Source organism: Tenacibaculum sp. MEBiC06402 (genome assembly GCF_049239625.1).
Classification (GTDB): domain Bacteria; phylum Bacteroidota; class Bacteroidia; order Flavobacteriales; family Flavobacteriaceae; genus Polaribacter.
The window spans coordinates 40783-66136 of sequence record NZ_JBMKKT010000097.1 but is presented as its reverse complement, the minus strand read 5'-3'; the positions used below and the strand labels follow the sequence as shown (position 1 = coordinate 66136).

Annotated in this window: 38 protein-coding genes and 1 riboswitch; all 38 genes read right to left on the bottom strand. The window is 33.6% G+C overall.

The window, feature by feature from the left end; all coding sequences use genetic code 11:
• Positions 1-37: 37 nt before the first annotated feature.
• A complete protein-coding gene (locus ACOSP6_RS10025; RefSeq protein WP_422092819.1) occupies positions 38-787 on the bottom strand; it encodes a hydroxymethylpyrimidine/phosphomethylpyrimidine kinase in 750 nt (249 codons plus the stop codon).
• A gap of 54 nt (positions 788-841) precedes the next feature.
• Positions 842-1444: a thiamine phosphate synthase gene (locus tag ACOSP6_RS10020; protein ID WP_422092820.1), complete on the bottom strand. Its 603-nt coding sequence runs from the start codon at positions 1442-1444 to the stop codon at positions 842-844.
• Positions 1445-1563: 119 nt separating this feature from the next.
• Positions 1564-3423 carry a phosphomethylpyrimidine synthase ThiC gene (gene thiC, locus ACOSP6_RS10015; protein ID WP_422092821.1) on the bottom strand — a complete coding sequence of 620 codons (1860 nt, stop codon included), beginning with the start codon at positions 3421-3423 and terminating at the stop codon, positions 1564-1566.
• 101 nt (positions 3424-3524) lie between these two features.
• A complete protein-coding gene (thiS, locus tag ACOSP6_RS10010; RefSeq protein WP_422092822.1) occupies positions 3525-3728 on the bottom strand; it encodes a sulfur carrier protein ThiS in 204 nt (67 codons plus the stop codon).
• Positions 3729-3796: 68 nt separating this feature from the next.
• A riboswitch (TPP riboswitch) is annotated at positions 3797-3891 on the bottom strand.
• Between the two features lie 122 nt (positions 3892-4013).
• On the bottom strand, positions 4014-4928 hold the full coding sequence (locus tag ACOSP6_RS10005; RefSeq protein ID WP_422092823.1) for a dimethylarginine dimethylaminohydrolase family protein: 915 nt from the start codon (positions 4926-4928) through the stop codon (positions 4014-4016).
• 63 nt (positions 4929-4991) lie between these two features.
• On the bottom strand, positions 4992-6278 hold the full coding sequence (locus ACOSP6_RS10000) for a citrate synthase (protein ID WP_422092824.1): 1287 nt from the start codon (positions 6276-6278) through the stop codon (positions 4992-4994).
• Between the two features lie 202 nt (positions 6279-6480).
• Entirely contained in the window at positions 6481-7770 is a 1290-nt protein-coding gene (eno, locus tag ACOSP6_RS09995) for a phosphopyruvate hydratase (protein WP_422092825.1), read from the bottom strand.
• A gap of 100 nt (positions 7771-7870) precedes the next feature.
• Positions 7871-8977 carry a glutamine-hydrolyzing carbamoyl-phosphate synthase small subunit gene (carA, locus tag ACOSP6_RS09990; protein WP_422092826.1) on the bottom strand — a complete coding sequence of 369 codons (1107 nt, stop codon included), beginning with the start codon at positions 8975-8977 and terminating at the stop codon, positions 7871-7873.
• Between the two features lie 174 nt (positions 8978-9151).
• Complete coding sequence (gene rplQ, locus ACOSP6_RS09985) at positions 9152-9649, bottom strand: 50S ribosomal protein L17 (RefSeq protein ID WP_422092827.1); 498 nt, start codon at positions 9647-9649, stop codon at positions 9152-9154.
• Between the two features lie 74 nt (positions 9650-9723).
• Entirely contained in the window at positions 9724-10716 is a 993-nt protein-coding gene (locus ACOSP6_RS09980) for a DNA-directed RNA polymerase subunit alpha (RefSeq protein WP_422092828.1), read from the bottom strand.
• Positions 10717-10814: 98 nt separating this feature from the next.
• On the bottom strand, positions 10815-11420 hold the full coding sequence (gene rpsD, locus ACOSP6_RS09975; RefSeq protein WP_422092829.1) for a 30S ribosomal protein S4: 606 nt from the start codon (positions 11418-11420) through the stop codon (positions 10815-10817).
• 81 nt (positions 11421-11501) lie between these two features.
• Positions 11502-11888: a 30S ribosomal protein S11 gene (gene rpsK, locus ACOSP6_RS09970; RefSeq protein ID WP_422092830.1), complete on the bottom strand. Its 387-nt coding sequence runs from the start codon at positions 11886-11888 to the stop codon at positions 11502-11504.
• A 33-nt stretch (positions 11889-11921) separates the two neighbouring features.
• Positions 11922-12287, bottom strand: a complete 366-nt coding sequence (rpsM, locus tag ACOSP6_RS09965; protein ID WP_422092831.1) for a 30S ribosomal protein S13 — start codon at positions 12285-12287, stop codon at positions 11922-11924.
• Positions 12288-12289: 2 nt separating this feature from the next.
• Positions 12290-12406: a type B 50S ribosomal protein L36 gene (gene ykgO / locus ACOSP6_RS09960; RefSeq protein WP_010181906.1), complete on the bottom strand. Its 117-nt coding sequence runs from the start codon at positions 12404-12406 to the stop codon at positions 12290-12292.
• 11 nt (positions 12407-12417) lie between these two features.
• Positions 12418-12633 (bottom strand): translation initiation factor IF-1, encoded by a 216-nt coding sequence (gene infA, locus ACOSP6_RS09955; protein WP_068206835.1) that lies wholly within the window; start codon positions 12631-12633, stop codon positions 12418-12420.
• 1 nt (position 12634) lies between these two features.
• Entirely contained in the window at positions 12635-13957 is a 1323-nt protein-coding gene (secY, locus tag ACOSP6_RS09950) for a preprotein translocase subunit SecY (protein ID WP_422092888.1), read from the bottom strand.
• A gap of 10 nt (positions 13958-13967) precedes the next feature.
• Positions 13968-14417, bottom strand: coding sequence for a 50S ribosomal protein L15 (gene rplO, locus ACOSP6_RS09945; RefSeq protein WP_100925408.1), 450 nt, complete (start codon positions 14415-14417; stop codon positions 13968-13970).
• 13 nt (positions 14418-14430) lie between these two features.
• Positions 14431-14613 carry a 50S ribosomal protein L30 gene (gene rpmD, locus ACOSP6_RS09940; RefSeq protein ID WP_100925409.1) on the bottom strand — a complete coding sequence of 61 codons (183 nt, stop codon included), beginning with the start codon at positions 14611-14613 and terminating at the stop codon, positions 14431-14433.
• A gap of 11 nt (positions 14614-14624) precedes the next feature.
• A complete protein-coding gene (rpsE, locus tag ACOSP6_RS09935; RefSeq protein WP_412766922.1) occupies positions 14625-15146 on the bottom strand; it encodes a 30S ribosomal protein S5 in 522 nt (173 codons plus the stop codon).
• Positions 15147-15157: 11 nt separating this feature from the next.
• Complete coding sequence (gene rplR, locus ACOSP6_RS09930; RefSeq protein ID WP_132793425.1) at positions 15158-15508, bottom strand: 50S ribosomal protein L18; 351 nt, start codon at positions 15506-15508, stop codon at positions 15158-15160.
• An 11-nt stretch (positions 15509-15519) separates the two neighbouring features.
• The gene (gene rplF / locus ACOSP6_RS09925) at positions 15520-16065 is read right to left on the bottom strand and encodes a 50S ribosomal protein L6 (protein WP_422092832.1); all 546 of its coding nucleotides are present in this window, start codon (positions 16063-16065) and stop codon (positions 15520-15522) included.
• Positions 16066-16080: 15 nt separating this feature from the next.
• On the bottom strand, positions 16081-16479 hold the full coding sequence (gene rpsH, locus ACOSP6_RS09920; RefSeq protein ID WP_100925413.1) for a 30S ribosomal protein S8: 399 nt from the start codon (positions 16477-16479) through the stop codon (positions 16081-16083).
• Between the two features lie 247 nt (positions 16480-16726).
• Positions 16727-17878 carry an acyltransferase family protein gene (locus tag ACOSP6_RS09915; protein ID WP_422092833.1) on the bottom strand — a complete coding sequence of 384 codons (1152 nt, stop codon included), beginning with the start codon at positions 17876-17878 and terminating at the stop codon, positions 16727-16729.
• A gap of 105 nt (positions 17879-17983) precedes the next feature.
• The gene (locus tag ACOSP6_RS09910) at positions 17984-18613 is read right to left on the bottom strand and encodes a LytR/AlgR family response regulator transcription factor (protein ID WP_422092834.1); all 630 of its coding nucleotides are present in this window, start codon (positions 18611-18613) and stop codon (positions 17984-17986) included.
• Between the two features lie 305 nt (positions 18614-18918).
• A complete protein-coding gene (gene rpsN, locus ACOSP6_RS09905; RefSeq protein WP_091891535.1) occupies positions 18919-19188 on the bottom strand; it encodes a 30S ribosomal protein S14 in 270 nt (89 codons plus the stop codon).
• A gap of 2 nt (positions 19189-19190) precedes the next feature.
• Positions 19191-19742 carry a 50S ribosomal protein L5 gene (gene rplE / locus ACOSP6_RS09900; protein ID WP_422092835.1) on the bottom strand — a complete coding sequence of 184 codons (552 nt, stop codon included), beginning with the start codon at positions 19740-19742 and terminating at the stop codon, positions 19191-19193.
• A gap of 2 nt (positions 19743-19744) precedes the next feature.
• Positions 19745-20053: a 50S ribosomal protein L24 gene (rplX, locus tag ACOSP6_RS09895; protein WP_422092836.1), complete on the bottom strand. Its 309-nt coding sequence runs from the start codon at positions 20051-20053 to the stop codon at positions 19745-19747.
• A gap of 14 nt (positions 20054-20067) precedes the next feature.
• Positions 20068-20436, bottom strand: coding sequence for a 50S ribosomal protein L14 (gene rplN / locus ACOSP6_RS09890; protein ID WP_132793408.1), 369 nt, complete (start codon positions 20434-20436; stop codon positions 20068-20070).
• 1 nt (position 20437) lies between these two features.
• Positions 20438-20695: a 30S ribosomal protein S17 gene (rpsQ, locus tag ACOSP6_RS09885; protein WP_132722879.1), complete on the bottom strand. Its 258-nt coding sequence runs from the start codon at positions 20693-20695 to the stop codon at positions 20438-20440.
• 18 nt (positions 20696-20713) lie between these two features.
• The gene (rpmC, locus tag ACOSP6_RS09880; RefSeq protein ID WP_100925419.1) at positions 20714-20905 is read right to left on the bottom strand and encodes a 50S ribosomal protein L29; all 192 of its coding nucleotides are present in this window, start codon (positions 20903-20905) and stop codon (positions 20714-20716) included.
• 12 nt (positions 20906-20917) lie between these two features.
• Positions 20918-21349, bottom strand: coding sequence for a 50S ribosomal protein L16 (rplP, locus tag ACOSP6_RS09875; RefSeq protein WP_075342607.1), 432 nt, complete (start codon positions 21347-21349; stop codon positions 20918-20920).
• Positions 21350-21369: 20 nt separating this feature from the next.
• Positions 21370-22092: a 30S ribosomal protein S3 gene (rpsC, locus tag ACOSP6_RS09870; RefSeq protein ID WP_422092837.1), complete on the bottom strand. Its 723-nt coding sequence runs from the start codon at positions 22090-22092 to the stop codon at positions 21370-21372.
• 12 nt (positions 22093-22104) lie between these two features.
• A complete protein-coding gene (gene rplV / locus ACOSP6_RS09865; protein WP_422092838.1) occupies positions 22105-22509 on the bottom strand; it encodes a 50S ribosomal protein L22 in 405 nt (134 codons plus the stop codon).
• A gap of 9 nt (positions 22510-22518) precedes the next feature.
• Positions 22519-22797: a 30S ribosomal protein S19 gene (rpsS, locus tag ACOSP6_RS09860; protein ID WP_075342604.1), complete on the bottom strand. Its 279-nt coding sequence runs from the start codon at positions 22795-22797 to the stop codon at positions 22519-22521.
• A gap of 6 nt (positions 22798-22803) precedes the next feature.
• A complete protein-coding gene (rplB, locus tag ACOSP6_RS09855) occupies positions 22804-23628 on the bottom strand; it encodes a 50S ribosomal protein L2 (RefSeq protein WP_422092839.1) in 825 nt (274 codons plus the stop codon).
• A gap of 15 nt (positions 23629-23643) precedes the next feature.
• A complete protein-coding gene (gene rplW, locus ACOSP6_RS09850; RefSeq protein ID WP_422092840.1) occupies positions 23644-23931 on the bottom strand; it encodes a 50S ribosomal protein L23 in 288 nt (95 codons plus the stop codon).
• A gap of 8 nt (positions 23932-23939) precedes the next feature.
• Positions 23940-24569, bottom strand: coding sequence for a 50S ribosomal protein L4 (gene rplD / locus ACOSP6_RS09845; protein ID WP_422092841.1), 630 nt, complete (start codon positions 24567-24569; stop codon positions 23940-23942).
• The gene (gene rplC, locus ACOSP6_RS09840) at positions 24569-25186 is read right to left on the bottom strand and encodes a 50S ribosomal protein L3 (RefSeq protein ID WP_422092842.1); all 618 of its coding nucleotides are present in this window, start codon (positions 25184-25186) and stop codon (positions 24569-24571) included. The genes rplD and rplC overlap by 1 nt, the downstream gene beginning before the upstream one ends.
• Positions 25187-25354 lie beyond the last annotated feature (168 nt).

The following is a 25354-nucleotide window of genomic DNA, read 5'->3' as shown; positions in this document are numbered from 1 at the left end:
TCTCGACTACGCTCGAAATGACATTGTGATTCATCTTTTAAAAATGATAACCTAATAATGTTTTATTTGAACTCAATACTTTTTCCACATAACGTTTTCCTTTAAAACAGGATTTCAACAAAGGATATTTTAATGTAATATAACTTGCAATTGCTGAAGATAATACACAACCACTTCCATGTTTTTCATGATACTTTCCTTTCTTTGGATTGAATGAAAATTCTTTACCTTCTTTCAAAAACAAAAAGTCAACTCCCAATCTTTCTTCGTTATGTCCGCCTTTTAAGAAAACATTAGTTTTAGTTTGTATGTGAGATAATGTTTCTTCAACTGATTTATTTGGATACAAACTTTGTATTTCCTTATAATTTGGTGTCAATAAATAAATTTTAGAAAGCACTTCTTCAAAATCTTCTTCTGTAAAATCTTTGTGAAAAGAAAATCCTGAAGAAGCCTTTAAAACTGGATCTAAAATGATTTTTACAGCTGGATTGAATTGCAACAAAAAATCAATAATCTCAGATAAAATCTTCCAGTTTTCTACAATTCCAATTTTTACAACATCAATTTTAAACTGTGTAAATAAAACTTCAATCTGTTTTTTTATAACAGATTTCAAAATCCAATGACAATCTTTAAACTCAATATCGTTTTGAACGGTATTGGCTGTACAAACTGCCAATCCATAACATTTTAAAGCTTCAAAGGTTTTTATATCTGCCGTAAGACCCGCTCCATTTGATGGATCAAATCCTGCAATTGTTAATATGTAAGGACGCTTTTTCATTTTTACCAAAGTCATTACTAATGAAATGAAGTAATCTTTTTACACATAAACAGATTACTTCGTCGTTTCCTCCTCGTAACGACGCTTTATTTCTTTAAAACTTTCCACTATATTCTCAGAATTCCATACACCTCCTAAAACACCAATTCCTTCATATCCTAATTTTAAAACTTCTGGAATTGTTGCAGCATTTACACCTCCCATTCCTATAACCGTTTTACTAATATGATTCACATCAAATCCTTTTCCTTCATATCCTATTTTTGAAATAGAAGAAAAAACTGGACTTAACAAATGATATTCAAAATCTATTTCACATCTATTTAGAACTTTCGGATCGTGAAACGAACTACTTACTTTAAATCCTTTTTTCTTGTATGAATCAGTATAATTTTTAAGATTATCTCCAAGATCAATTCTAGGTTGTTCTTGTAGATGAATTCCTCTTAAATTAAACTCTGTACATAATTCATGATTTTCATGAATCATAATTCGATTGTAAAACTTTGCATTTATATCTTTCAATAAAACTCGGTATTGTTCAATATTAAAAGAAGGCTTTCTTAAATGCAACACTTCCAAACCTTTTGAAAAAAGTTGATTTAAAAGTATTGCTTCATTTTCTAATTCTTGTTCTGATGTGATTACTATTAACATATTTAAGTTGTTATTGTCATTAGGAATCCCGAAGTTTCGGGATGAAGTAATCTATTTATCAATTAAACAGATTACTTCGTCGTATTCTCCTCGTAATGACGTAAAAATTAGAATTATTATTACAAATAAACTTCTGATCCTTTTTCTTTAAATTCTTCAGATTTTTCTTTCATTCCTTCTTCAAGCGCTTTCCCCTCCTCTAGTTCTTTTTTTGCTGCGTAATCTCTTACTTCTTGTGTAATTTTCATTGAGCAAAACTTTGGTCCACACATCGAACAGAAATGAGCAATTTTTGCTCCCTCTGCTGGTAATGTTTCATCGTGATATTCTCTTGCTAATTCAGGGTCTAAACTTAGATTAAACTGATCTTCCCAACGGAACTCAAAACGAGCTTTACTTAATGCATCATCTCTATGTTGTGCTCCTGGATGACCCTTTGCCAAATCGGCGGCATGAGCAGCTAACTTATACGTTACTACTCCAGTTCTTACATCGTCTTTATTTGGTAAACCTAAATGTTCTTTTGGTGTAACATAACATAACATTGCTGTTCCGTACCATGCAATCATTGCCGCTCCAATTCCAGAAGTAATGTGATCATAACCCGGAGCAATATCTGTTGTTAATGGACCTAAAGTATAAAAAGGAGCTTCTCCACAAGCTTCCAACTGCTTATCCATATTAGCTTTAATCATATGCATAGGAACGTGACCTGGACCTTCAATAAAACACTGCACTTCGTGTTTCCATGCGATTTTTGTTAACTCTCCTAAAGTTTCTAACTCTGCGAACTGTGCTTGGTCATTTGCATCCGCAATACAACCTGGACGCAATCCATCTCCTAATGAAAATGCAACATCATAGGCTTTCATGATTTCACAAATTTCTTCGAAGTGCGTGTATAAGAAACTTTCTTTATGATGCGCTAAACACCACTTTGCCATAATTGAGCCTCCTCTAGACACAATTCCTGTTATACGTTTTGCTGTCATTGGAACATAAGCCAAACGAACTCCAGCGTGAATTGTAAAATAATCTACCCCTTGTTCTGCTTGTTCAATTAAAGTATCTCTAAATATTTCCCAAGTTAGATCTTCTGCAACACCTTTAACTTTTTCAAGAGCTTGGTAAATAGGAACGGTTCCTACAGGAACTGGAGAATTACGAATAATCCACTCTCTAGTTTCGTGAATATTTTTCCCTGTAGATAAATCCATAATATTATCGGCTCCCCAACGACAAGCCCAAACAGCTTTTTCAACCTCTTCTTCAATTGAAGATGTTGTTGCTGAATTCCCAATATTGGCATTAATTTTTACTAAGAAGTTTCTACCTAAAATCATAGGTTCAGCTTCAGGGTGATTGATATTAGAAGGAATTACCGCTCGACCTCTAGCTACTTCTTCTCTAACAAATTCTGGTGTAATTTTCTCTGGGATACTCGCTCCAAAATCTTGACCTGGATGTTGCTTTGATAAACGAGTCATCTCATCAATACGTTGATTTTCACGAATGGCAACATACTCCATTTCTGGTGTAATGATTCCTTTTTTTGCGTAATGTAATTGAGTGACATTCTCACCTTTTTTCGCTCTATAAGGTTTATTTAAATGATTAAATCTTAAATGATTTAAACTGTCATCATTTAATCTCTCATTACAATATTCTGAACTAAATTGTTCTAATTGTTCTACGTTTCCTCTATCTAAAATCCATTGTTCACGAATACGTTCTAATCCGTTATGAATATTAATTTCCTTACTTGGATCAGTATATGGTCCAGAGGTATCATACACAGTAACTGGCTCATTCGATGTATGCTTTTTTGTCATTGAATCGATAGTATCATTCAATGTAATTTCACGCATTGCTACCTTAATTTGCGGATGTAACTTCCCTTGAACATAAATTTTATTTGAACTTGGAAAAGGTTTTCTTGTAATTCCGTCTTGTTTAGGTGCGGTATCTTTTTTTTTCATTTTACTAAAGATTCGTATATAAAATGTTTGTACGCAAGATTATACTTACGTATTTATATTATTTAATTTTTGAAATAAGTTTGGATAGAAGACTAAATGATTTATCCTCCTTGTGTAGATTTAATGATCAAGATATTGTCTTGATCGACTACTTCTCGTTTTTCCCAATTTGGCTTACTTACAACATCATTATTAACAGCAACTGCAATTCCATTCGTTTGAATGTTGAGCTCCTCTATGAGTTGATAAACCGTAAGATTTTCTGGAAAAATTTGTTTTTTGTCGTTTACTTGTATTGTTATCATTATGAATAAAATTTAAAGTAAACTTTAGAAGAAAATATAAAAAACATGATGTACGTGAAAGTACAAAATATTTGAAAATGACTTTTCCCTACGTTGGTGTTAACCAAATCAGGTTCTAAGGATATTTCTCAAACTAGTTACCCAGCTACTCCTAAAGTTTTATATAATCAAAGATAAGAGTTTATTCTCTGCTTCTTTTAATTTAAAGTTATTTTTATGAGTAAAAATGAAAAAGCCTGAGATAAACTAATATCTCAGGCTCTTATTGTTTTATAATTAAATAATCTAATCTCTTATTAACGGTAAGGTAGAACAACGAAGTAAACCTTCTTGTTTAGCAATTTCGGCATACGGAACTTCCTCTACGGTAAATCCTTTTTCACGCAACCAAGTATTTAATCTTGTGAAATTCTTTTCTGAAATTATAACTTCTTCTGAAATAGAAAATACATTACTATTCATATTGTACATCTCTTCCTTAGAAATTTCAAAAATATTTTCTTCCCCAAAAAAGTCAACCAACCATTGATATTCTCTTTCGACTAAAAAACCATTTTTATGTAAGATTGCCATATTCTTTCCTATTGGTTGAAAACAGCAATCTAAGTGAAGAGCGTTTTCTTTAGGATCATCATTAGATTTCCTTAACTCAAAAGCTTTTACTATTTTCTCTGGAAACAACTCTTGCAAAGCAATAACAGCGTCAGTGTTTGTTCTTGCAGTAATATAATCTGAATAATCACTTCCAGAATATGTACCTACGAAAATATAGTCATTCCATGGCATAACATCTCCACCTTCAACATGACATTCTTTAGGTAACTCTATTACATTCTCTGGATTAACCTGAGCAACAACATGTTGAATTGCTTCATACTCTCTATTTCTGTCAGGAAGAATATTCGCCTTAACTAATTTGTCCTCAATTACAAAAGCAATATCTCTTGAAAAAATTTGGTTGTAATCCTGAATTACCTCTGGTCTAAAAACCTTTACATCATATTTCTGAAAAACTTCCGCAACAGCTTCCATCTCTGCAATCATATCTTCTTCCTTAGGATACGTACCCGCTATTACATGCTGTCTACTTTTAGGATCATAACAATCCTCTACTTTAGGAACTGGTCCGTTACTCTTTGCAGTACCTAAAACTACAGCTCTCAACCTTGAAGTTTCGTTTTTTACGTTAAGTTGTAACATATATCAAAAAAAATGTCATTCTGAGATTAGATTCAGAATGACATTGTATCGTTTAAAGTTTGTTTATCTTTTACTAATTTCCACGAAAGGACGGTAATTTTCACCCGTGTAAACTTGACGTGGACGACCAATTGGCTCTTTACGTAAACGCATTTCTCTCCACTGAGAAATCCATCCTGGTAAACGACCTAATGCAAACATTACTGTAAACATTTCAACTGGAATACCCATTGCTCTATAAATGATTCCTGAGTAGAAATCTACGTTTGGATATAATTTTCTTTTCACAAAGTAATCATCACTTAAAGCTTCTTGCTCTAATCCTTTTGCAACATCTAAAATTGGATCATTTACTCCTAAGTCATTCAATACTTCATCAGCAGCTACCTTGATAATTTTAGCACGAGGATCAAAATTCTTATATACTCTATGTCCGAATCCCATTAAACGGAATGGATCTTCCTTATCCTTTGCTTTACCCATGTATTTTTTAGTGTCTCCACCATCTTCTTTAATAGCTTCTAACATTTCTAATACAGCTTGGTTTGCTCCACCATGTAATGGTCCCCAAAGTGCAGAAATACCAGCAGAAAGCGATGCAAATAATCCAGCATGAGAAGAACCTACGATTCTCACAGTTGATGTAGAACAGTTTTGTTCGTGATCTGCATGTAAGATTAATAATTTATCTAAAGCATTAACTAAAACTTTATTTTGATCGTAATCTTCATTCGGTTTTTTGAACATCATGTGTAAAACATTCTCAACATAACCTAATTTTCTAGAACCGTAATCTAATGGAAGTCCTTGTTTTTTACGCATTGTCCAAGCTACTAAAACTGGGAATTTTCCCATAATTTTAACTATAGCCTTATACATATCCTCCTCAGAATCAACATTAACAGAACCAGGATTGAAAGCAGTTAATGCAGAAGTTAAAGAAGATAAAACTCCCATTGGATGTGCATTTTTAGGGAATGCATCAATTATCTTCTTAATATCATCATCAACAATTGCATTGTCTAAAATATCATTGTAAAATTTATCCAGTTGTTCTTGAGTTGGCAATTCTCCAAAGATTAACAAATAAGCCACTTCTAAAAAGTCTGCTTTTTCAGCTAATTCTTCAATTGAATACCCTCTGTAACGTAAAACTCCTTCTTCACCATTTAAAAATGTAATAGCACTTTGGCAAGAACCGGTGTTTTTATAACCTGGATCAATTGTAGTAACACCTCCTGTAGCTCCTCTTAATGTTTTAATATCAATTGCCACCTCATTTTCTGTTCCCTTTATCAAAGGAAACTCGTACGTATTTTCGCCAATTTGTAGTTTCGCTATATCTGACATTCTTTAATTTGTTTTTTGTGAAATTTAAATGATGCACGAAGATACCAATTTTTAAACCATTTTGAAAATGTTGTTTAACAGTTTTGTATTAAAAAAATTACAATATTTTATTACAATTATTTATGCATCATCATCTATTTGTTACATAAACAAAAAAATCCCGGAGAACCAGGATTTTTAATTACATATATCTCTTTAAAGATTATTTTACTTTAAAAGCATTCTGCTGTGGATAATAACCTACATCTCCTAATTCTTCTTCAATTCTTAGAAGTTGATTATACTTTGCCATACGATCTGATCTTGAAGCAGATCCAGTCTTTATTTGACCAGTATTTAAAGCAACCGCTAAATCAGCAATTGTATTGTCTTCAGTTTCTCCAGAACGGTGACTCATTACTGATGTATATCCAGCATTATGAGCCATATTTACAGCTGCGATTGTTTCAGTAAGTGTACCAATTTGATTCACTTTAATTAAGATAGAATTTGCAGTATTATTTTCAATACCTCGAGATAAACGCTCTACATTAGTAACAAATAAATCATCACCAACTAATTGAACTTTATCCCCAACTTTTTCAGTTAAATACTTCCAACCTTCCCAGTCGTTTTCATCCATTCCATCTTCAATAGAAATAATAGGATACTTTTCAGTTAGTTCAGCTAAATAATCAGCTTGTTCTTGACTAGTCCTAACTTTTCCTTTATCTCCCTCAAATTTAGTATAGTCATACTTTCCATCAACATAGAATTCTGCAGAAGCACAATCCAAAGCGATCATAATTTCATCTCCTAAGCTATATCCAGCATTTTTAACAGCTAAGGCAATTGTATCTAAAGCATCTTCAGTTCCATCTAAAGTTGGAGCGAAACCTCCTTCGTCTCCTACTGCTGTAGATAAATTTCTGTCGTGTAATACTTTCTTTAAGTTATGGAAGATTTCCGATCCCATTTGCATTGCTTGTGAGAAATTCTTCGCCTTTACTGGCATCACCATAAATTCTTGGAAAGCAATCGGAGCATCTGAGTGAGAACCTCCATTAATAATATTCATCATTGGAACAGGTAATGTATTTGCACTTACTCCTCCAACGTATCTATATAATGGCATTCCTAATTCATTAGCCGCTGCCTTTGCTACTGCTAAAGAAACACCTAAAATTGCATTTGCTCCTAACTTAGATTTATTTGGTGTCCCATCTAATTCAATCATCATTTGATCAATTAAATTTTGCTCAAATACAGAAGTACCTAATAACTCTTGAGCGATAATTGTGTTTACATTATCAACCGCTTCAGTAACTCCTTTACCCATATAAGCATCACCTCCGTCACGTAATTCAACAGCTTCGTGCTCTCCAGTAGATGCTCCTGATGGTACAGCTGCTCTACCCTGAATTCCGTTTTCAGTAGTTACATCTACTTCAACAGTTGGATTACCTCTTGAATCAAAAATTTGACGTGCATGGATGTTAATTATAATACTCATCTTCTATTTTTTAATTTGATTGTAGCTAATTTACAAATGCTACAGTTTTAAAGTTAGATTTTTAGATATTTTCTACGAAATCGTTTTCAACTGTTGAAGACTATTTTGTAGACTTGATATTCTCAATAAATTGGTCAAATAAGTACTCAGAATCGTGCGGCCCAGGGCTTGCTTCTGGGTGATACTGTACTGAAAACACGTTTTTACTCTTCATTTTAATTCCCGCGACCGTGTTATCATTTAAATGTACATGAGTAATCTCAACATCACCATGAGCCTCTGTTTCCTCTCTATTAATTGCGAAACCGTGATTTTGAGAAGTTATTTCTCCTTTACCAGTTAGCAAGTTCTTCACAGGGTGATTGATTCCTCTATGACCGTTATGCATTTTATAAGTAGAAATTCCGTTTGCTAAAGCTATAACTTGATGTCCTAAACAAATTCCGAATAACGGTAAATCTCTTTTGATTATTTCTTTTGCTAAATCTTGTGCCTCAGTTAAAGGCTCTGGATCTCCAGGGCCGTTTGAGATAAAATAACCATCAGGGCTCCAAGACTCTAACTCCTCAAACTTAGCATTATAAGGGTAAACTTTTATGTAAGCATCTCTCTTTGCAAGGTTTCTTAAGATGTTCTTTTTAATTCCAATATCTAAAGCCGCTACTTTATATGTTGCATTTTCATTTCCTACAAAATATGGTTCTTTAGTAGAAACTTGAGAAGCCAATTCTAACCCTTCCATGTTTGGAACCTCCGCCAATTGCTTCTTTAAATCCTCAATGTTTTCAGTTTCTGTTGAAATGATTGCATTCATTGCTCCATTTTCTCTGATGTAAGAGACTAAAGCTCTTGTATCAACATCTGAAATTGCAACTAAGTTATGCTTCTCAAACCAGTCCTTTAAATTCCCGTCTGAGTCAACACGTGAATGTTCAAAGCTAAAGTTTCTACAAATTAAACCTGAAATCTTAATTCCTTCAGATTCAACTTCTTCATTATTTACTCCATAATTACCAATATGAGCATTTGTTGCTACCATTAATTGCCCAAAATAAGATGGATCCGTAAAAATCTCTTGGTAACCAGTCATACCAGTATTAAAGCAAATCTCTCCTGTTACAGTCCCCTCTATTCCTACAGATTTCCCATAAAAAACAGTACCGTCTGCAAGTAAAACTAGTGCTTTTTTTCGTGTTGTGTATTTCATTAGTTTGTTGTGTATTTGTTGTAATAAAATCAATAAGACTATTCAAAATCAGACTTTTAAAAAAATCTAGTTGAAATAACTTTTATCGTAATTTTAAAAATTTTTCAAAAATAGTTTAAAAAAAAAGGATAAACTAAATTGTTTATCCTTTTTTATATTTTATAGAACTGTCATCTATTCTTCTTCTTGTGAAGCTTCAACATCAGCTACAGGTGCAGTAGCTTTAGCAGCTCCACCACGACGGCTACGACGAGTAGTCTTTTTAGCCTTCTTTCCATTTGGATTGTATAGTTCGTTGTAATCAACTAATTCTACCATTGCCATTGGAGCGTTATCTCCTTGACGATTTCCTAATTTGATAATACGAACATAACCACCTGGTCTGTCAGCTACTTTTACAGAAATCTCTTTGAATAACTCAGTAACAGCATACTTGTTGCGTAAGTAACTAAATACCACACGACGATTGTGCATGTTTTTCTCTTCTGTTGTGTTATTCTCAGCTTTAGCTTTTGTAATTAACGGCTCTACAAATTTACGTAAAGCTTTCGCCTTAGCTTCTGTAGTGTTAATACGCTTGTGCTCAATTAAAGAACAAGCCATATTTGCTAACATAGCTTTTCTATGTGCTGTCTTTCTACCTAAATGGTTTACTTTTTTACCGTGTCTCATGACGTTTAAGTTTTAGACTACCATCTTGCTCTACCCACTCTTGAGGAGCAAATTATGATAACCTAGTTAAAATATTAATCTCTATCTAATTTGTATTTCGTTAAATCCATTCCGAAACTTAAGCCTTTATTATTCACTAACTCTTCTAATTCAGTTAATGATTTTTTACCAAAGTTTCTAAACTTCATTAAATCTCCTTTGTTAAAAGATACTAAGTCTCCTAACGTATCTACTTCTGCAGCTTTCAAACAGTTTAAAGCACGAACAGATAAATCCATATCTACTAATTTCGTCTTTAATAACTGACGCATGTGTAATGATTCCTCATCGTATGATTCAGTCTGAGCGATTTCATCTGCCTCTAAAGTAATTCTCTCATCTGAGAATAACATGAAGTGGTGAATTAAAATCTTTGCTGCTTCAGTTAATGCATCTTTAGGATTGATTGAACCATCAGTATCAATATCAAAAACCAACTTTTCGTAGTCAGTTTTTTGCTCAACACGGAAGTTCTCTACAGCATACTTTACATTCTTGATAGGTGTAAAGATTGAATCTGTAAAAATCGTTCCTAATGGTGCACCTGATTTTTTATTTTCTTCAGCTGGTACAAAACCTCTACCTTTTTCTATGGTAATCTCTGCATTAATTTTAACAGATTTATCCATATTACAGATAACTAAATCCGGATTTAAAACTTGGAATCCAGAAATAAATTTTTGTAAATCTCCAGCAGTTAATTGCTCTTGACCTGAAATAGCTATCGTTACAGTTTCTCTATCAGATTCTTCGATTTGCTTTTTGAAACGAACTTGTTTTAAGTTTAAGATCATTTCTGTTACATCTTCCACAACACCTGTAATTGTAGAAAATTCGTGTTCTACACCATCAATTCTTAATGATGTAATTGCAAATCCCTCTAGAGAAGATAATAATACTCTACGTAAAGCATTACCAACTGTTAAACCAAATCCTGGTTCTAACGGTCTGAACTCGAATCTACCTGAAAAATCAGTAGATTCAATCATGATAACTTTGTCGGGCTTTTGAAAATTTAAAATCGCCATATAGTTTTCTTCGTTTTAATTGTTATTTGGTTGCGCGGTCTGTAAGTTTGAAGAAGTACGAACAGACCCTTTGGCCAAATCCCAATGTGATTAATTTATTATTTAGAATATAATTCTACGATTAACTGCTCCTTGATGTTCTCAGGGATTTGTAATCTTTCTGGAGCCTTTACAAAAGTTCCTGACTTTTGCTCAGCATTCCATGTTAACCATTCGTAAACATTGCTGTTAGAAGCTAATGCATTTTCGATAGCATCTAAAGATTTAGACTTTTCTCTTACTGCAATTACATCTCCAGCTCTTAATCTATAAGAAGGAATGTTCACTATCTCTCCATTCACAGTAATATGACGGTGAGAAACTAATTGACGTGCTGCTCTACGAGAAGTAGCGATTCCTAAACGGAATACTGTGTTATCCAAACGAGATTCACATAATTGTAATAAAACCTCACCTGTAATTCCACCTGAAGCCTGAGCTTTCTTGAATAAGTTACGGAATTGACGCTCTAAGATACCGTAAGTATACTTAGCTTTTTGCTTTTCCATTAACTGAACTGCATATTCAGATTTCTTACCTCTTCTCTTACCAACTCCATGTTGTCCTGGAGGGTAATTTCTTTTTTCGAAGTTCTTGTCTTCTCCGAAAATTGCCTCGCCAAATTTACGAGCAATCTTAGTTTTTGGTCCTGTATATCTTGCCATTTCTATTAGTTTAAGTAGGGATTGTGAATTAAGGCGTACTCCTTCGACAATCTGTATTCCTACTAGATTAAAAAATAATTATTATACTCTTCTTCTTTTAGGTGGACGACATCCATTGTGAGGAATTGGTGTAACATCAATGATTTCAGTTACTTCAATTCCTGAATTATGGATAGATCTGATTGCAGATTCTCTACCGTTACCTGGTCCTTTAACATATACCTTTACTTTACGTAAACCAGCTTCTTTTGCAACAGAAGCACAGTTTTCAGCAGCTAATTGCGCTGCATAAGGAGTATTTTTCTTAGATCCTCTGAATCCCATTTTACCGGCAGATGACCAAGAAATTACGTCTCCTTTTTTGTTAGTTAAAGAGATGATAATGTTATTGAACGATGCTGTAATATGAGCCTCACCTGTAGACTCGATAATTACTTTACGTTTTTTTGTTACTTTCGATTTTGCCATGATTCTTTACTATTAGTAAAAACAATCTAACGATTATTTTTTCTTGTTAGCTACAGTTTTTCTCTTACCCTTTCTAGTACGAGAGTTATTCTTTGTTCTTTGTCCTCTTAAAGGTAATCCTAATCTGTGACGGATTCCTCTTTGACAACCGATGTCCATTAAACGTTTGATGTTTAATTGAACTTCTGAACGTAACTCACCTTCAATAGTGAATTTACCAACTTGCTCACGAATTGCTGCAATTTGATCATCGTTCCAATCTTGAACTTTGATATTTTCGTCTACTTTAGCTTCAGCTAAAACTTCTTTAGCTCTGCTTCTTCCTATACCAAAGATGTATGTTAAAGCGATTACGCCTCTCTTATTCTTTGGAATATCTATACCTGCGATTCTAGCCATAACTAACCTTGTCTTTGTTTAAATCTAGGATTCTTTTTGTTTATAACGTATAATCTGCCTTTTCTGCGTACAATTTTACAGTCGGCACTTCTTTTCTTTAATGATGCTCTTACTTTCATCAGTGTGTTTTTTAATATCTGTAAGTAATTCTTGCTTTAGTTAAATCATATGGGCTCATTTCTAACTTTACCTTATCTCCTGGTAAAAGTTTGATATAGTGCATACGCATTTTACCTGAAATGTGTGCCGTAACAATATGTCCATTTTCTAATTCTACACGAAACATTGCATTAGATAATGCTTCTGTTATAGTTCCATCCTGTTGAATTGCTGGTTGCTTAGCCATATTATTTTAATGATTTTCTATTAGTGTTACCTGTTTTCATTAAACCGTCGTAACGACTGTTTAATAAATACGAATTAATTTGTTGAATGGTGTCTATAGCAACACCTACCATAATAATTAATGAAGTTCCTCCGTAGAACAATGCCCAGTTTTGAGTAACTCCAAATTGAACTATAATAGCTGGTAATATTGATAAAGCAGCTAAAAATAACGATCCTGGAAAAGTAATTTTTGATAAAACTGAATCTAAATGATTCGCAGTTTCTTCTCCTGGCTTATACCCTGGAACGAAACCATTACTTCTCTTAAGATCTTCTGCCATCTTATTTGTAGGTATTGTAATTGCAGTATAGAAATAACTAAAAATTATAATTAATACTGCAAAAATAAGATTATACCACAATCCGTTAATATCAGTCAAACTAACTAAAGCAGGGAACTTTTGACCTAAAGTCATAGGTAAAAACATAATTGCCTGAGCAAAAATGATTGGCATTACACCTGCTGCGTTTAACTTTAATGGAATGTATTGTCTTGCTCCTTCAACATCTTTAATGTTTGCGATTGCCGTTCTTCTTGCGTATTGAACCGCAACTTTACGAACTGCTGTAACTAGTAACACAGTTAATAATATTACGACAAACCACACTAAAACTTCAATTAAGATCATCATTATTCCACCACCTCCGGCGTTTGTTGTTTTAGAGATAAACTCTTGCAAAAACGCTGCTGGGAAGTTAGCGATAATACCTACTGTAATTAATAAAGAGATACCATTACCAACACCTTTGTCAGTAATTCTTTCTCCTAACCACATTGCAAAAATTGTTCCTGCAGTAAGTAAAATCATAGATGAAACCCAAAATGTTGCACCACCAACTAAGAAAGCTGACTCTGGTAATCCAAATTGAGTTTTAATTGCTGTGATATAAGTCGGTCCTTGCACTAATGTGATCAGTATCGTTAACCAACGTGTAATTTGTGTAATTTTCTTACGTCCACTCTCTCCATCTTTTTGTAATTTTTGTAAATAAGGAATAGCTATTCCCATTAACTGAACTACAATAGATGCAGAAATGTAAGGCATAATACCTAAAGCCATAACAGATGCTCTAGCAAATGCCCCACCTGTAAATGCATTTAATAAACCTAAGAGTCCACCTCCGGCTTGATCTTTTAGTGCTGCTAATTGAGTTGGATCAATTCCTGGTAATGGAACTGCTGCCATAAAACGATAAACAGCGATTAAACCAATCGTTAAAAGTAATTTATCTTTTAACTCTTCTATTTTGAAAATGTCTCTTAAAGTATTTATAAAATTCATCATTTACAGTTTATAAAGTTACTGCTTCACCTCCAGCCGCTTCGATAGCTGCTTTTGCTGTAGCTGTAAATTTGTGTACAGTTATATTTAATTTAGCTTTCAACTCACCACGTCCTAAGATCTTTACAAGTTCATTCTTACGTGCTAATCTGTTTTCAACTAAAACGTCCATTGTAACTGTATCAGTAATTCTACCGTTATCAACTAACTCTTGTAATTTATCTAAGTTGATTCCAACATATTCCTTGCGGTTAATGTTTGTGAATCCAAACTTAGGCACACGTCTTTGAAGTGGCATTTGCCCTCCTTCGAATCCGATTTTACGTGAGTAACCTGAACGAGATTTAGCTCCTTTATGTCCTCTTGTAGAGGTACCACCATGACCTGATCCTTCTCCACGAGCAATTCTCTTCCCGCTTTTTGTAGATCCAGCTGCTGGTTTTAAGTTATGTAAACCCATTTTTATTATCTTCTTATTTAATTTCTTCTACAGAAACTAAGTGTTGAACTTTATTTACCATCCCCAAAATTGTAGCTGTTGCGTCGTGCTCTACAGTTTGGTTCATTCTACGTAATCCTAACGCCTCTAACGTTCTTTTTTGATTTTTAAGGCGACCGATTTGACTTTTTACTTGTGTAACTCTAATTTTACTCATCGTCTTAAATTTTATCCGTTAAAAACTTTCTCTAATGAAATACCTCTTTGTCTAGCAATAGTTTCTGCACTACGTAATTGTAATAATGCATCAAAAGTTGCTTTTACCACGTTGTGTGGGTTAGAAGATCCTTGAGACTTAGATAATACGTCATGTACTCCTACAGATTCTAATACTGCACGTACTGCACCACCTGCGATAACCCCGGTACCATTTGAAGCAGGCTTGATAAACACCTTAGCTCCTCCGAATTTACCTTTTTGCTCGTGTGGTAATGTTCCTTTTAAAAGTGGAATACGAACTAAATTTTTCTTAGCATCTTCAACTGCCTTTGCAATTGCTGAAGATACATCTTTAGATTTTCCTAATCCGTGACCTACAACTCCGTTACCATCACCTACTACTACGATAGCAGAAAAACCGAATGCTCTACCTCCTTTAGTAACTTTAGTAACACGTTGAACTCCTACTAATCTATCAACAAGCTCTAATCCACTTGGTTTTACTCTTTCTACGTTTTTATATCCTAACATAATATAATTTCTTAAAATTTTAAACCAGCTTCTCTTGCAGCGTCTGCTAATACTTTCACACGTCCATGGTATAAATAACCATTTCTATCAAAAGCAACAGTCTCAAGACCTGCTTTTACAGCTTTTTCAGCAATCGCCTTTCCTACAGCTGCAGCAGTTTCTGCTTTAGAACCAGATGCAATTTCTTTATCTCTCGATGAAGCCGCTGCAATCGTTACACCGTCAACATCATTTATAATCTGCGCATAGATTTCTTTATTACTTCTAAATACTGATAATCTTGGCTTTTCAGCTGTACCAGAAATAACTTTTCTAATTCTATACTTTATACGTTGTCTTCTTTCAAGTTTTGATAATGCCATAACACTAATTATTATGCAGATTTACCTGCTTTTCTTCTAATTACTTCACCAACAAACTTAACTCCTTTACCTTTATATGGCTCAGGCTTACGGAAAGAACGAATCTTAGCCGCTACTTGCCCCACTAATTGCTTATCGTGAGAAGTTAATTTTACGATTGGGTTTTTACCTTTTTCAGATACTGTTTCAACCTTAACCTCTGGTGCTAACTCTAAAACAATGTTATGAGAAAATCCTAAAGCTAAATCTAATTTTTGACCTTGATTAGAAGCTCTATAACCTACTCCAACTAACTCTAATTCCTTAGTAAAACCTTTAGTTACACCTTCAATCATGTTATTGATTAAAGCGCGGTATAAACCATGTGCAGCTTTATGATCTTTACTATCTGACGGTCTCTCTAATGTTAAAGTACCATCTTCTTCCTTTACAGTAATACCAGCAGTTAACTCTTGTGTTAACTCTCCTAGTTTACCTTTTACTGTTACCACGTTATCGTTTACTTTAAATTCAACACCTTGTGGCAATGTGATTGGGCTTTTACCTATTCTACTCATCTTACAAAATGTTTATTAATAAACGTAACATAATACTTCTCCACCAACATTCTCTTGACGTGCTTTCTTGTTAGTCATCACACCTTTTGAAGTTGATACAATTGCGATACCAAGTCCGTTTAAAACTCTTGGCATTTCTTTAGCACCTACATACTTACGTAAACCTGGTGTAGATACTCTTTGAATTTTTCTGATAACTGGTTCTTTTGTTTGCCTATCGTACTTTAAAGCTATCTTGATAGTTCCTTGAACTTTATCGTCATTGAACTGATAACTTAAAATGTAACCTTGATCAAACAAAATCTTAGTCATCTCCTTCTTCAATTTTGAAGCTGGAACTTCTACAACTCTGTGCCCTGCCATAATAGCATTTCTAACACGAGTAAGAAAATCCGCGATTGGATCTGTATACATATTAATTTAATTGCGGTTTTGGTATTTAGTAGCTTCTATTTTACTTACGAATTACCGTAACTACTAAACCTGAAACCAGTTAAAACTCATTTATATTTTTACGGAAGCTAGCTATATCTCTATGTTTGTTCACAAAAAGGCATAATTTACCCTGTAAAAACAGTGTGCAAATATACGTAAAGTTTTCGAAAAAAAAAGAGAATTTATAATTATCAATTTGACTATTAATTTATTGCTGTTTTTTCGCTCAATTCAATCCGTGTTCTGTATTCTTAATTTCATAGTATTTTTTCTTCGCTTTCTTCATACCGAATAAAAACCTCATAAAATTAAAAGGATAAATAATTACATAATAAAGCAAAGAAATAAAAATCAAAGAACTACAAAAAAGCAATACGATTTTAAGAAAAATTGAAACACTCATCTGTAAAACATAATAACCAACTACAATTATCACAGTCTGATGAAGCATATAAAAGGGATACACAGCTTCATTGAGGTTTTTCAACAATAAACTGTTATGATTAAAGTATTTTTGACCATAACCTAAAGTAACAAGAATAACTGACCATCCCAACATAGCGCATACCATATACCAAATATTCCATCGCACGGCCACAGTTACATATGGAGAAATAATTTCTGATGGTAAAAAATAATAAAAGTAAAAAAGAACTGTTGTAAAAAAGGTTAAGTATAAATACTTTCTTCTGCTTTCGTAAATAATTAACCACAGGCTTTCGGTGCTTGCTATTAGGATACCACTAATAAAAAAGAAGCCATAATAAAACGTTGAAGAAAGGTTGAAAATACTTTTTGAATCGGTAGGAAAATAATATTTACTTATTATTACCCCAAGAATTAATACTAAACACCATGAGAAAACTCCATATTTAGAACTCATAATTTTAAGTATTACTTTAACTTTATTACTCACAGAAGATTTTAAGAAAATAATCAAAGGAATCACGAAAATAGACATCCAAAATAGATTTTCTATAAACCACAAATGATTCACATTTAAGTTTGAAAGAATATCCAGATAACTTTCAAGAAAAGAATTATTACGAATATAATTTTCAAAATAAGTTTGCGGCGGAATCAATACTAAGACACCAAAAACTAATGGTATCAGTAATCGTAGGCTTCTTTCTTTTATAAATTGAAACCAATTTCTTTTGGAAAAGGCAAAAACAGTTCCTACACCTGAAATAAAAAATAGAAGAGGCAATCGAAACTGTTCGAAATAAACCATAATATCATCAAGAAACTTACTTGATTCACTATTCATAATATGAAAATCATCACCATTAAAAGGCATGCAAACGTGATGAACAAAAACGGTAAAAACGGAAATCACACGTAACCAATCTAAATCGTATCGTCTATTAATAATCATAAAAACATTATTATATTATTGACGAAACTATCGTTGAAATTTATATAATAACCTCTTTATATTTTTATTGGGACGATTAACAACATTAATGTTACCAATAACAAACTAAGACCTTATCAAGTTTAATTGAGCTTCAAACTTTGAAATCATAGACCTTGAAACGGGAACGATATTTGAATGGTTTTGAATACTTAATTTGTACCCTTGTGTATTACCCTTAATAGATTCAATTTTACTTAAATTAACTAGAAAAGATCGATGTGTTTTACAAATAAATGGAAAGCCAGATAACTGATCCTCCAAACTTTTTAATGAAATTCTTTTGAGTAACTTTCCGTCCGATAAAAATAGTTCAGTATAATTTTTATCCGATTTAGCAAATAAAAAATCATTTAGATATAAATCAAAATCATCGTTTTTAACAGTAGTTATGATGCTAATTGTAACATTATCTTTTAACACATCATTTACCTTATAATTCAAATTTCGAATACGATTGTCATAAATATTCTTTAATCGCTCAACATTCAAAGAAGTAATAATAAGCAACAACAAGCTTCCTACTAACAACGTATTTCTAATCTCTTCAATTAAATATCTAAACGACCAATTATCATCTTTATCATAAATTAAATCTCTAATAATAAATTGACCTATACCAATAATTACTAATAGAATGAATAAAAATGATAGTTCTTGTTTTACATTCCATTCATCTTCCTTACTCCTGAACATATTCAAAAGTAGAGTTAGTATTAAAAAAACGACAAAAGAAACTAAAGAGTGAATAAGTGAGACTATAAAATAAGGAAACTTCAACTCTTGATAATTAACCTCAAAAGGTTGAAACAAAAAGCTAAAGAAGGTAGAAAGTATTAAAACAATTAGACCTAATATTAATGAATTATTCAAACTATAATAATAAGGATACTGGTTTTTTAGAAACTTATACACGAAAAATATTTTTTCCTGCAAAATAAAAAAAGGTGCACAAACTTATACGTTGTACACCTTTTTTATATTGTGAAAACTGATAATTTCTACCAGCTTGCTTTCTTTACACCTGGAATTAATCCTTGGTTTGCCATTTCACGGAAAGTAACACGTGAAATTCCAAACTGACGCATATATCCTTTTGGACGACCAGTTAGCTTACAACGATTGTGCATTCTAATTGGTGAAGCGTTCTTTGGTAACTTTTGTAATGCTTCATAATCTCCAGCCTCTTTTAAAGCCTTTCTTTTTTCAGCATACTTAGCAACCGTTTTAGCTCTTTTACGCTCGCGCGCTTTCATTGATTCTTTAGCCATGTTTAATTCTTTTTAAATGGTAAACCTAATTCTCCTAATAATGACTTAGCTTCTTTATCAGTGTCAGCAGATGTTACAAAAGTAATATCCATTCCATTGATTTTTTTCACTTGGTCAATATTAATCTCTGGGTAAATGATTTGCTCAGTAATTCCTAAGTTGTAATTACCTCTACCATCGAATCCATTTGCTTTAATTCCATTAAAATCTCTTACACGTGGTAATGAAGCAGTGATTAAACGATCTAAAAATTCGTACATAATATCACCTCTCAACGTAACCTTAGCACCAATTGGCATACCTTTACGTAATTTGAAGTTTGCAACATCCTTTTTAGAAATAGTTGGAACTGCTTTTTGACCAGTAATAGCTGTTAACTCGTCAATCGCGTATTCAATTAATTTCTTATCAGCAATAGCAGCACCCACACCTTTACTTACAACAATCTTTTGTAATTTAGGTACTTGCATTACATTCTTATATCCGAACTCATCAGTTAGAGCTTTAATCACTCTAGCTTTGTATTCTTCTTTTAATCTTGGTACGTAACTCATGATTATATTTCGTTTTTAGTTTTTTTAGAGATTCTAGTTTTAGTATCTCCTTCAACTTTATAACCTACTCTTACAGCTTCACCATTTTCTACTAAAGCAACGTTCGAAATATGTAATGGAGCTTCTTGCTTTACGATACCTCCTTGTGGATTAGCAGCACTAGGCTTAGTGTGCTTAGAAATCATATTCACACCTTCTACTACTACTCTATCTTTATCCTTAAGGATACGTAAAACTTTTCCTTCAGATCCTTTGTGATCTCCTGCGATAACTTTAACAGTATCTCCTGATTTAATTTTAAATTTCTTCATCTTAAAATCTTTTTTTATAACACCTCAGGTGCTAATGATACTATCTTCATAAATTGTTTCTCACGTAATTCACGAGCCACAGGACCGAATACACGTGTTCCTCTCATTTCCTCTGCAGGATTTAAAAGTACACAAGCATTATCATCGAATCTAATATATGATCCGTCTTTACGTCTAACTTCTTTCTTAGTACGAACAACAACTGCACGAGATACTTGACCTTTCTTTACAGTTCCGTTTGGAGTTGCAGACTTAACAGTAACTACTATTTTATCTCCAACGCTAGCGTAACGCTTTTTTGTTCCTCCTAAAACTCTAATCACTAAAACTTCTTTTGCTCCAGTGTTGTCTGCTACTTTTAATCTTGATTCTGTCTGTAACATATTATTTAGCTCTTTCTAGGATTTCTACTAATCTCCAACGCTTAGATTTACTTAATGGACGAGTTTCCATTATTTTAACTGTATCTCCAATGTTGCAATCGTTATTCTCGTCATGTGCAACGTACTTCTTCGTTTTCTTAACGAACTTACCGTACATTGGGTGCTTTACTCTTTTTACCTCGCTAACTACGATAGATTTCTCCATTTTGTTGCTAGATACTACACCTATTCTCTCTTTTCTAAGATTTCTTTTTTCCATCTTTAAAACTGACTAGAATTATTGTAATTCTCTTTTAGTTAACTCTGTTGCAATTCTTGCAACAGTTCTTCTTAAGGTTCTTAACTGCAAAGGATTATCCAATGGAGTTATAGCGTGAGCCATCTTAAGATCAGTATAATTTTTCTTCAACGCTCCAAGCTTATCTTGTAAGTCAGCTGTTGATAATTCTTTTATTTCTGATTGTTTCATGATCTATTAGAATTAAGCGTTATAATCAAAATCTCTTGCAATGATAAACTTTGTCTTTACCGGAAGTTTTTGAGCAGCTAAACGTAATGCTTCTTTAGCTACTTCCATTGGTACTCCACCAACTTCAAACAAGATTCTTCCTGGTTTAACAACAGCTACAAAATGGTCAGGTGCTCCTTTACCTTTACCCATACGTACCTCTAACGGTTTCTTTGTTATTGGCTTGTCTGGGAAAATTTTAATCCAAAGTTGCCCTTCCCTTTTCATATAACGAGTTGCCGCAATACGAGCAGCTTCAATTTGTCGAGAAGTAAGTAAGTTCTGGTCTAAGGATTTGATACCAAACATTCCGTTTGATAATTGGGTACCTCTTCCAGAGTTACCACTCATATTTCCTTTACCTTTCTGAACTCTACGAAATTTTACTCTTTTTGGCTGTAACATCTCTAATTTCTTTTATAAAATTATTTTCTTCTGCGAGGTTGACGTCTACCACCACCACCTTTGTTGTTAGAGTTACCTTTTTGCTTAGATAATCCAACTAATGGAGATAATTCACGCTTTCCATAAACCTCACCTTTCATAATCCATACTTTCACACCGATTCTTCCGTATGTAGTATGAGCTTCAACAAGTGAATAATCGATATCTGCTCTGAAAGTAGATAAAGGAATTCTTCCCTCTTTATAGTGTTCTGAACGTGCCATTTCAGCTCCGTTTAAACGACCAGAAAGTTGTACTTTAATACCTTCTGCGTTCATACGCATTGCAGCCGCGATAGCCATTTTTGTAGCACGCTTATAAGAAATTCTATTTTCAATTTGACGAGCGATACTAGCTGCAACTAAATTTGCATCTAATTCTGGACGCTTAATTTCGAAAATATTAATTTGAACTTCTTTACCAGTAATCTTCTTAAGCTCTTCTTTTAACTTGTCTACCTCTTGACCTCCTTTACCAATAATGATACCTGGACGTGCAGTAGTGATAGTAACGGTTACAAGTTTTAAAGTACGCTCAATAATGATACGAGAAACACTTGCCTTAGATAATCTAGCATGTAAATACTTTCTTATCTTATCATCTTCAGCAATTTTATCACCGTAGTCATTTCCACCATACCAGTTAGATTCCCATCCTCTGATAATTCCTAAACGATTTCCTATTGGATTTGTCTTTTGTCCCATTTCTACTAATGATTAATTACTGTTATTTTTAGTTCCTAACTCTAAAGTAACGTGATTAGAACGCTTACGAATTCTGTGAGCACGCCCTTGTGGAGCTGGTCTTAATCTTTTTAACATCCCTGCGCTATCTACATAAATAGATTTTACGAATAATCCAGCATCCTCCATGCTTGCATCTTCATTTTTAGCTTGCCAGTTAGCGATAGCTGATAATAATAACTTTTCTAAGTTACGAGATGCTTCTTTTGGACTGAATTTTAAGATTTGTAAAGCTTTTTCAACTTCAACACCTCTTACTTGATCCGCTACTAAGCGCATTTTTCTTGGTGACGTAGGACAGTTAGTAAGCTTAGCAAATGCTCTCTGCTTCTTAGCTTCTTTTAACTGTTGTGCCATGTTATGTTTACGACTTCCCATAATATCCTACTATTTTTTTCCTTTATTTTTAGCACCAGCATGTCCACGGAATGAACGAGTTGGTGAAAATTCGCCTAACTTATGACCTACCATGTTTTCTGTAACGTAAACAGGTACAAACTGACGTCCATTATGAACAGCGATAGTTTGTCCAACAAAATCTGGAGTAATCATACTAGCTCTAGACCAAGTTTTGATTACAGATTTCTTTCCTGATTCAACGTTAGCTAACACTTTTCTTTCTAACTTATAGTGAACGTAAGGTCCTTTTTTTAATGATCTTGCCATGATTTATTATTTCTTTCTACGTTCTAAAATATACTTGTTACTAGCTTTAGTCTTCGATCTAGTCTTATATCCTTTAGCTGGGATACCATTCTTAGATCTTGGATGTCCTCCAGAAGAACGTCCTTCACCACCTCCCATTGGGTGATCAACTGGGTTCTTTCTAACTGCATTAGTTCTTGGTCTTCTACCTAACCATCTTGATCTACCAGCTTTACCAGAAACTAATAATTGGTGATCTGAATTAGATACAACTCCAATAGTTGCCAAACAAGTTTGTAAGATTAATCTTGTTTCACCTGAAGGTAACTTCACAATTGCATATTTACCATCTCTTGCCATTAACTGAGCAAAAGAACCTGCAGAACGAGCCATCACAGCTCCTTGACCTGGACGTAATTCGATACAAGAAATAGTTGTTCCTAATGGAATATCACTTAAGAACATTGCATTACCAACATCTGGTGTAGCTTCTTTTCCTGAAACGATAGTTTGTCCTACTTTTAATCCGTTTTGTGCGATAACATAACGCTTTTCTCCATCAGCATATTGAACTAACGCGATAAACGCTGTACGGTTTGGATCGTACTCAATAGTTAATACTGTAGCAGGATCGTTGTATCTATTTCTTTTGAAATCAATGATACGGTATCTTCTTTTATGCCCTCCACCTCTGTTTGGTGTAGTCATACGACCCTGATTGTTTCGACCTCCAGTTCTTTTTTTCGGAGCCAATAATGACTTTTCCGGCTTATCAGTAGTGATGGTGTCGAACCCATTCACAACTCTAAAACGCTGACCTGGTGTTATTGGTTTTAATTTTCTAACTGACATTTGTCTTTCTTATTCTTATAGATTGTTATAAAAATCAATTTCGCCTTCTGCTAACTGAACAACCGCTTTCTTATAACCGCTTGTTAAACCAGTAACTAAACCTTTTTTAGTGTACTTAGTTTTACGTAAAGCTGGATGATTTAAAGTTCTTACTTTCTCAACTGTTACTCCGTAAGTAGCTTCTACAGCATCCTTAATTTGAATTTTGTTAGCATTCTTGTTCACAACAAAAGTGTAACGATTAAAACGTTCGCTATCTCCAGTTGCTTTTTCCGTAATAATAGGTTTTATTAAAATACTCATCTTATTCCCTATTTACTTAAATTAGATTCAATTCCTTCTAACGTACTTTCAGCAATAATTACTTTACCAGCGTTTAATACGTTGTAAGTGTTTATACCTGTAGCACTAACTACTTTAGAATTCTTTAGGTTACGAGAAGATAAGTATACATTCTTATTTTCAGCCCCTAATACGAACAATGACTTTTTCGCGTCTAATTCTAAAGCTTTTAACACCTTAACAAATTCTTTAGTTTTTGGAGTTTCGAAATTGAAATCTTCAACTACTACTAAATTGCTATCTTTTGCTTGGATACTTAAAGCAGATTTACGAGCTAAACGCTTTAAGTTTTTATTTAATTTGAAAGAATAGTTTCTTGGTCTTGGACCGAAGATACGTCCTCCACCTCTAAAAACTGGAGACTTGATACTTCCTGCACGAGCAGTACCTGTACCTTTTTGCTTCTTAATCTTTCTTGTACTTCCAGCAATCTCACCTCTCTCTTTAGATTTGTGAGTTCCTTGTCTTTGATTAGCCAAATACTGCTTTACATCTAAGTAAATTGCATGATCGTTTGGCTCAATCCCGAATACTTCGTTAGAAAGTTCAACTTTTCTACCAGTATCTTTACCTGTAATATCTAATACTGCTACCTTCATTACTTCTCGATAATTACATAAGAGTTCTTGTGTCCTGGAATCGCACCTTTAATTACTAAAAGATTCTTTTCTGGAACTACTTTTAACACTCTTAAATTTTGAACTTTAACTTGATCACCTCCCATACGACCTGCCATACGCATTCCTTTGAATACTCTTGCAGGATAAGAAGCCGCACCAATAGAACCTGGCGCTCTTAAACGGTTATGTTGACCGTGAGTAGCTTGTCCAACACCACCAAAACCGTGACGTTTAACAACCCCTTGAAAACCTTTACCTTTAGAAGTTCCTGAAACATCAACGAACTCACCTTCTGTAAAGTGTTCAACTGTAATTGAGTCACCCAATTTATACTCACCTTCGAAACCTTGGAACTCAACGACTTTTTTCTTAGCTACAGTACCTGCTTTTGCAAAGTGACCGTCTAAAGCTTTATTAGAGCTTTTTGCCTTCTTGTCATCGAAACCAAGTTGTAAAGCTGAATAGCCATCAACCTCTTCGGTTCTGACTTGGGTAACTACGCATGGACCTGCTTCGATAACAGTACATGGGATATTCTTCCCATTCTCATCGAATAAGCTGGTCATACCTACTTTTTTTCCTATTAACCCAGACATATTTAAATATTAATTATTAATTGTTTTAAAATTCTATTCCGAAAACGCAAAAAAAAAAGAGCGCAAAACACTCTAATTTAAATCTTTGTGTTTTACCGTTTTTCCTTCGCGAAACCCTCCGGACATGTGATTTCCAGCTTACTAACTGAAAATTAAAGAAACCCTGTT

Bases quoted from the DNA above. Each gene is read 5' to 3' on its own strand.
- rpsD (WP_422092829.1), bottom strand. From the start codon at position 11,420: ATGGCAAGATATACAGGACCAAAAACTAAGATTGCTCGTAAATTTGGC.
- rplX (WP_422092836.1), bottom strand. From the start codon at position 20,053: ATGAAGAAATTTAAAATTAAATCAGGAGATACTGTTAAAGTTATCGCA.
- infA (WP_068206835.1), bottom strand. From the start codon at position 12,633: ATGGCTAAGCAACCAGCAATTCAACAGGATGGAACTATAACAGAAGCA.
- rpsQ (WP_132722879.1), bottom strand. From the start codon at position 20,695: ATGGAAAAAAGAAATCTTAGAAAAGAGAGAATAGGTGTAGTATCTAGC.
- rplN (WP_132793408.1), bottom strand. From the start codon at position 20,436: ATGTTACAGACAGAATCAAGATTAAAAGTAGCAGACAACACTGGAGCA.
- ACOSP6_RS09980 (WP_422092828.1), bottom strand. From the start codon at position 10,716: ATGGCGATTTTAAATTTTCAAAAGCCCGACAAAGTTATCATGATTGAA.
- rplC (WP_422092842.1), bottom strand. From the start codon at position 25,186: ATGTCTGGGTTAATAGGAAAAAAAGTAGGTATGACCAGCTTATTCGAT.
- rplW (WP_422092840.1), bottom strand. From the start codon at position 23,931: ATGAGTATTTTAATAAAACCTATTATTACGGAAAAAGCAACTGGAGAT.
- thiS (WP_422092822.1), bottom strand. From the start codon at position 3,728: ATGATAACAATACAAGTAAACGACAAAAAACAAATTTTTCCAGAAAAT.
- rpsN (WP_091891535.1), bottom strand. From the start codon at position 19,188: ATGGCTAAAGAATCAATGAAAGCGCGCGAGCGTAAAAGAGCTAAAACG.
- eno (WP_422092825.1), bottom strand. From the start codon at position 7,770: ATGAGTATTATAATTAACATCCATGCACGTCAAATTTTTGATTCAAGA.
- rplV (WP_422092838.1), bottom strand. From the start codon at position 22,509: ATGGGAAGTCGTAAACATAACATGGCACAACAGTTAAAAGAAGCTAAG.
- rplF (WP_422092832.1), bottom strand. From the start codon at position 16,065: ATGAGTAGAATAGGTAAAAGCCCAATCACATTGCCACAAGGTGTTGAA.
- rplO (WP_100925408.1), bottom strand. From the start codon at position 14,417: ATGGGTTTACATAACTTAAAACCAGCAGCTGGATCTACAAAAAGCGGG.
- rpsS (WP_075342604.1), bottom strand. From the start codon at position 22,797: ATGGCAAGATCATTAAAAAAAGGACCTTACGTTCACTATAAGTTAGAA.
- ACOSP6_RS10005 (WP_422092823.1), bottom strand. From the start codon at position 4,928: ATGTTACAACTTAACGTAAAAAACGAAACTTCAAGGTTGAGAGCTGTA.
- ACOSP6_RS10020 (WP_422092820.1), bottom strand. From the start codon at position 1,444: ATGTTAATAGTAATCACATCAGAACAAGAATTAGAAAATGAAGCAATA.
- ACOSP6_RS09910 (WP_422092834.1), bottom strand. From the start codon at position 18,613: ATGTTCAGGAGTAAGGAAGATGAATGGAATGTAAAACAAGAACTATCA.
- ykgO (WP_010181906.1), bottom strand. From the start codon at position 12,406: ATGAAAGTAAGAGCATCATTAAAGAAAAGAAGTGCCGACTGTAAAATT.
- rpsM (WP_422092831.1), bottom strand. From the start codon at position 12,287: ATGGCTAGAATCGCAGGTATAGATATTCCAAAGAATAAGAGAGGCGTA.
- thiC (WP_422092821.1), bottom strand. From the start codon at position 3,423: ATGAAAAAAAAAGATACCGCACCTAAACAAGACGGAATTACAAGAAAA.
- rpmD (WP_100925409.1), bottom strand. From the start codon at position 14,613: ATGAGTAAAATTAGAGTTACACAAGTAAAAAGTCAAATCGGTCGCCTT.
- rplP (WP_075342607.1), bottom strand. From the start codon at position 21,349: ATGTTACAGCCAAAAAGAGTAAAATTTCGTAGAGTTCAGAAAGGTAAA.
- rpsC (WP_422092837.1), bottom strand. From the start codon at position 22,092: ATGGGACAAAAGACAAATCCAATAGGAAATCGTTTAGGAATTATCAGA.
- rpsE (WP_412766922.1), bottom strand. From the start codon at position 15,146: ATGTTAGGATATAAAAACGTAGAAAGAGTAAAACCAAGTGGATTAGAG.
- rplR (WP_132793425.1), bottom strand. From the start codon at position 15,508: ATGGCATTATCAAAACTTGAAAGAAGACAACGTATAAAGTATAGAATT.
- ACOSP6_RS10000 (WP_422092824.1), bottom strand. From the start codon at position 6,278: ATGTCAGATATAGCGAAACTACAAATTGGCGAAAATACGTACGAGTTT.
- ACOSP6_RS09915 (WP_422092833.1), bottom strand. From the start codon at position 17,878: ATGATTATTAATAGACGATACGATTTAGATTGGTTACGTGTGATTTCC.
- secY (WP_422092888.1), bottom strand. From the start codon at position 13,957: ATGAATTTTATAAATACTTTAAGAGACATTTTCAAAATAGAAGAGTTA.
- rpsK (WP_422092830.1), bottom strand. From the start codon at position 11,888: ATGGCAAAATCGAAAGTAACAAAAAAACGTAAAGTAATTATCGAGTCT.
- rplD (WP_422092841.1), bottom strand. From the start codon at position 24,569: ATGAAGGTAGCAGTATTAGATATTACAGGTAAAGATACTGGTAGAAAA.
- rplQ (WP_422092827.1), bottom strand. From the start codon at position 9,649: ATGAGACACGGTAAAAAAGTAAACCATTTAGGTAGAAAGACAGCACAT.
- ACOSP6_RS10025 (WP_422092819.1), bottom strand. From the start codon at position 787: ATGAAAAAGCGTCCTTACATATTAACAATTGCAGGATTTGATCCATCA.
- rpsH (WP_100925413.1), bottom strand. From the start codon at position 16,479: ATGTATACAGATCCAATCGCGGATTTTCTTACTCGTGTTAGAAATGCT.
- rpmC (WP_100925419.1), bottom strand. From the start codon at position 20,905: ATGAAACAATCAGAAATAAAAGAATTATCAACAGCTGACTTACAAGAT.
- rplE (WP_422092835.1), bottom strand. From the start codon at position 19,742: ATGAGTTACGTACCAAGATTAAAAGAAGAATACAAAGCTAGAGTGATT.
- carA (WP_422092826.1), bottom strand. From the start codon at position 8,977: ATGAAATACACAACACGAAAAAAAGCACTAGTTTTACTTGCAGACGGT.
- rplB (WP_422092839.1), bottom strand. From the start codon at position 23,628: ATGTCAGTTAGAAAATTAAAACCAATAACACCAGGTCAGCGTTTTAGA.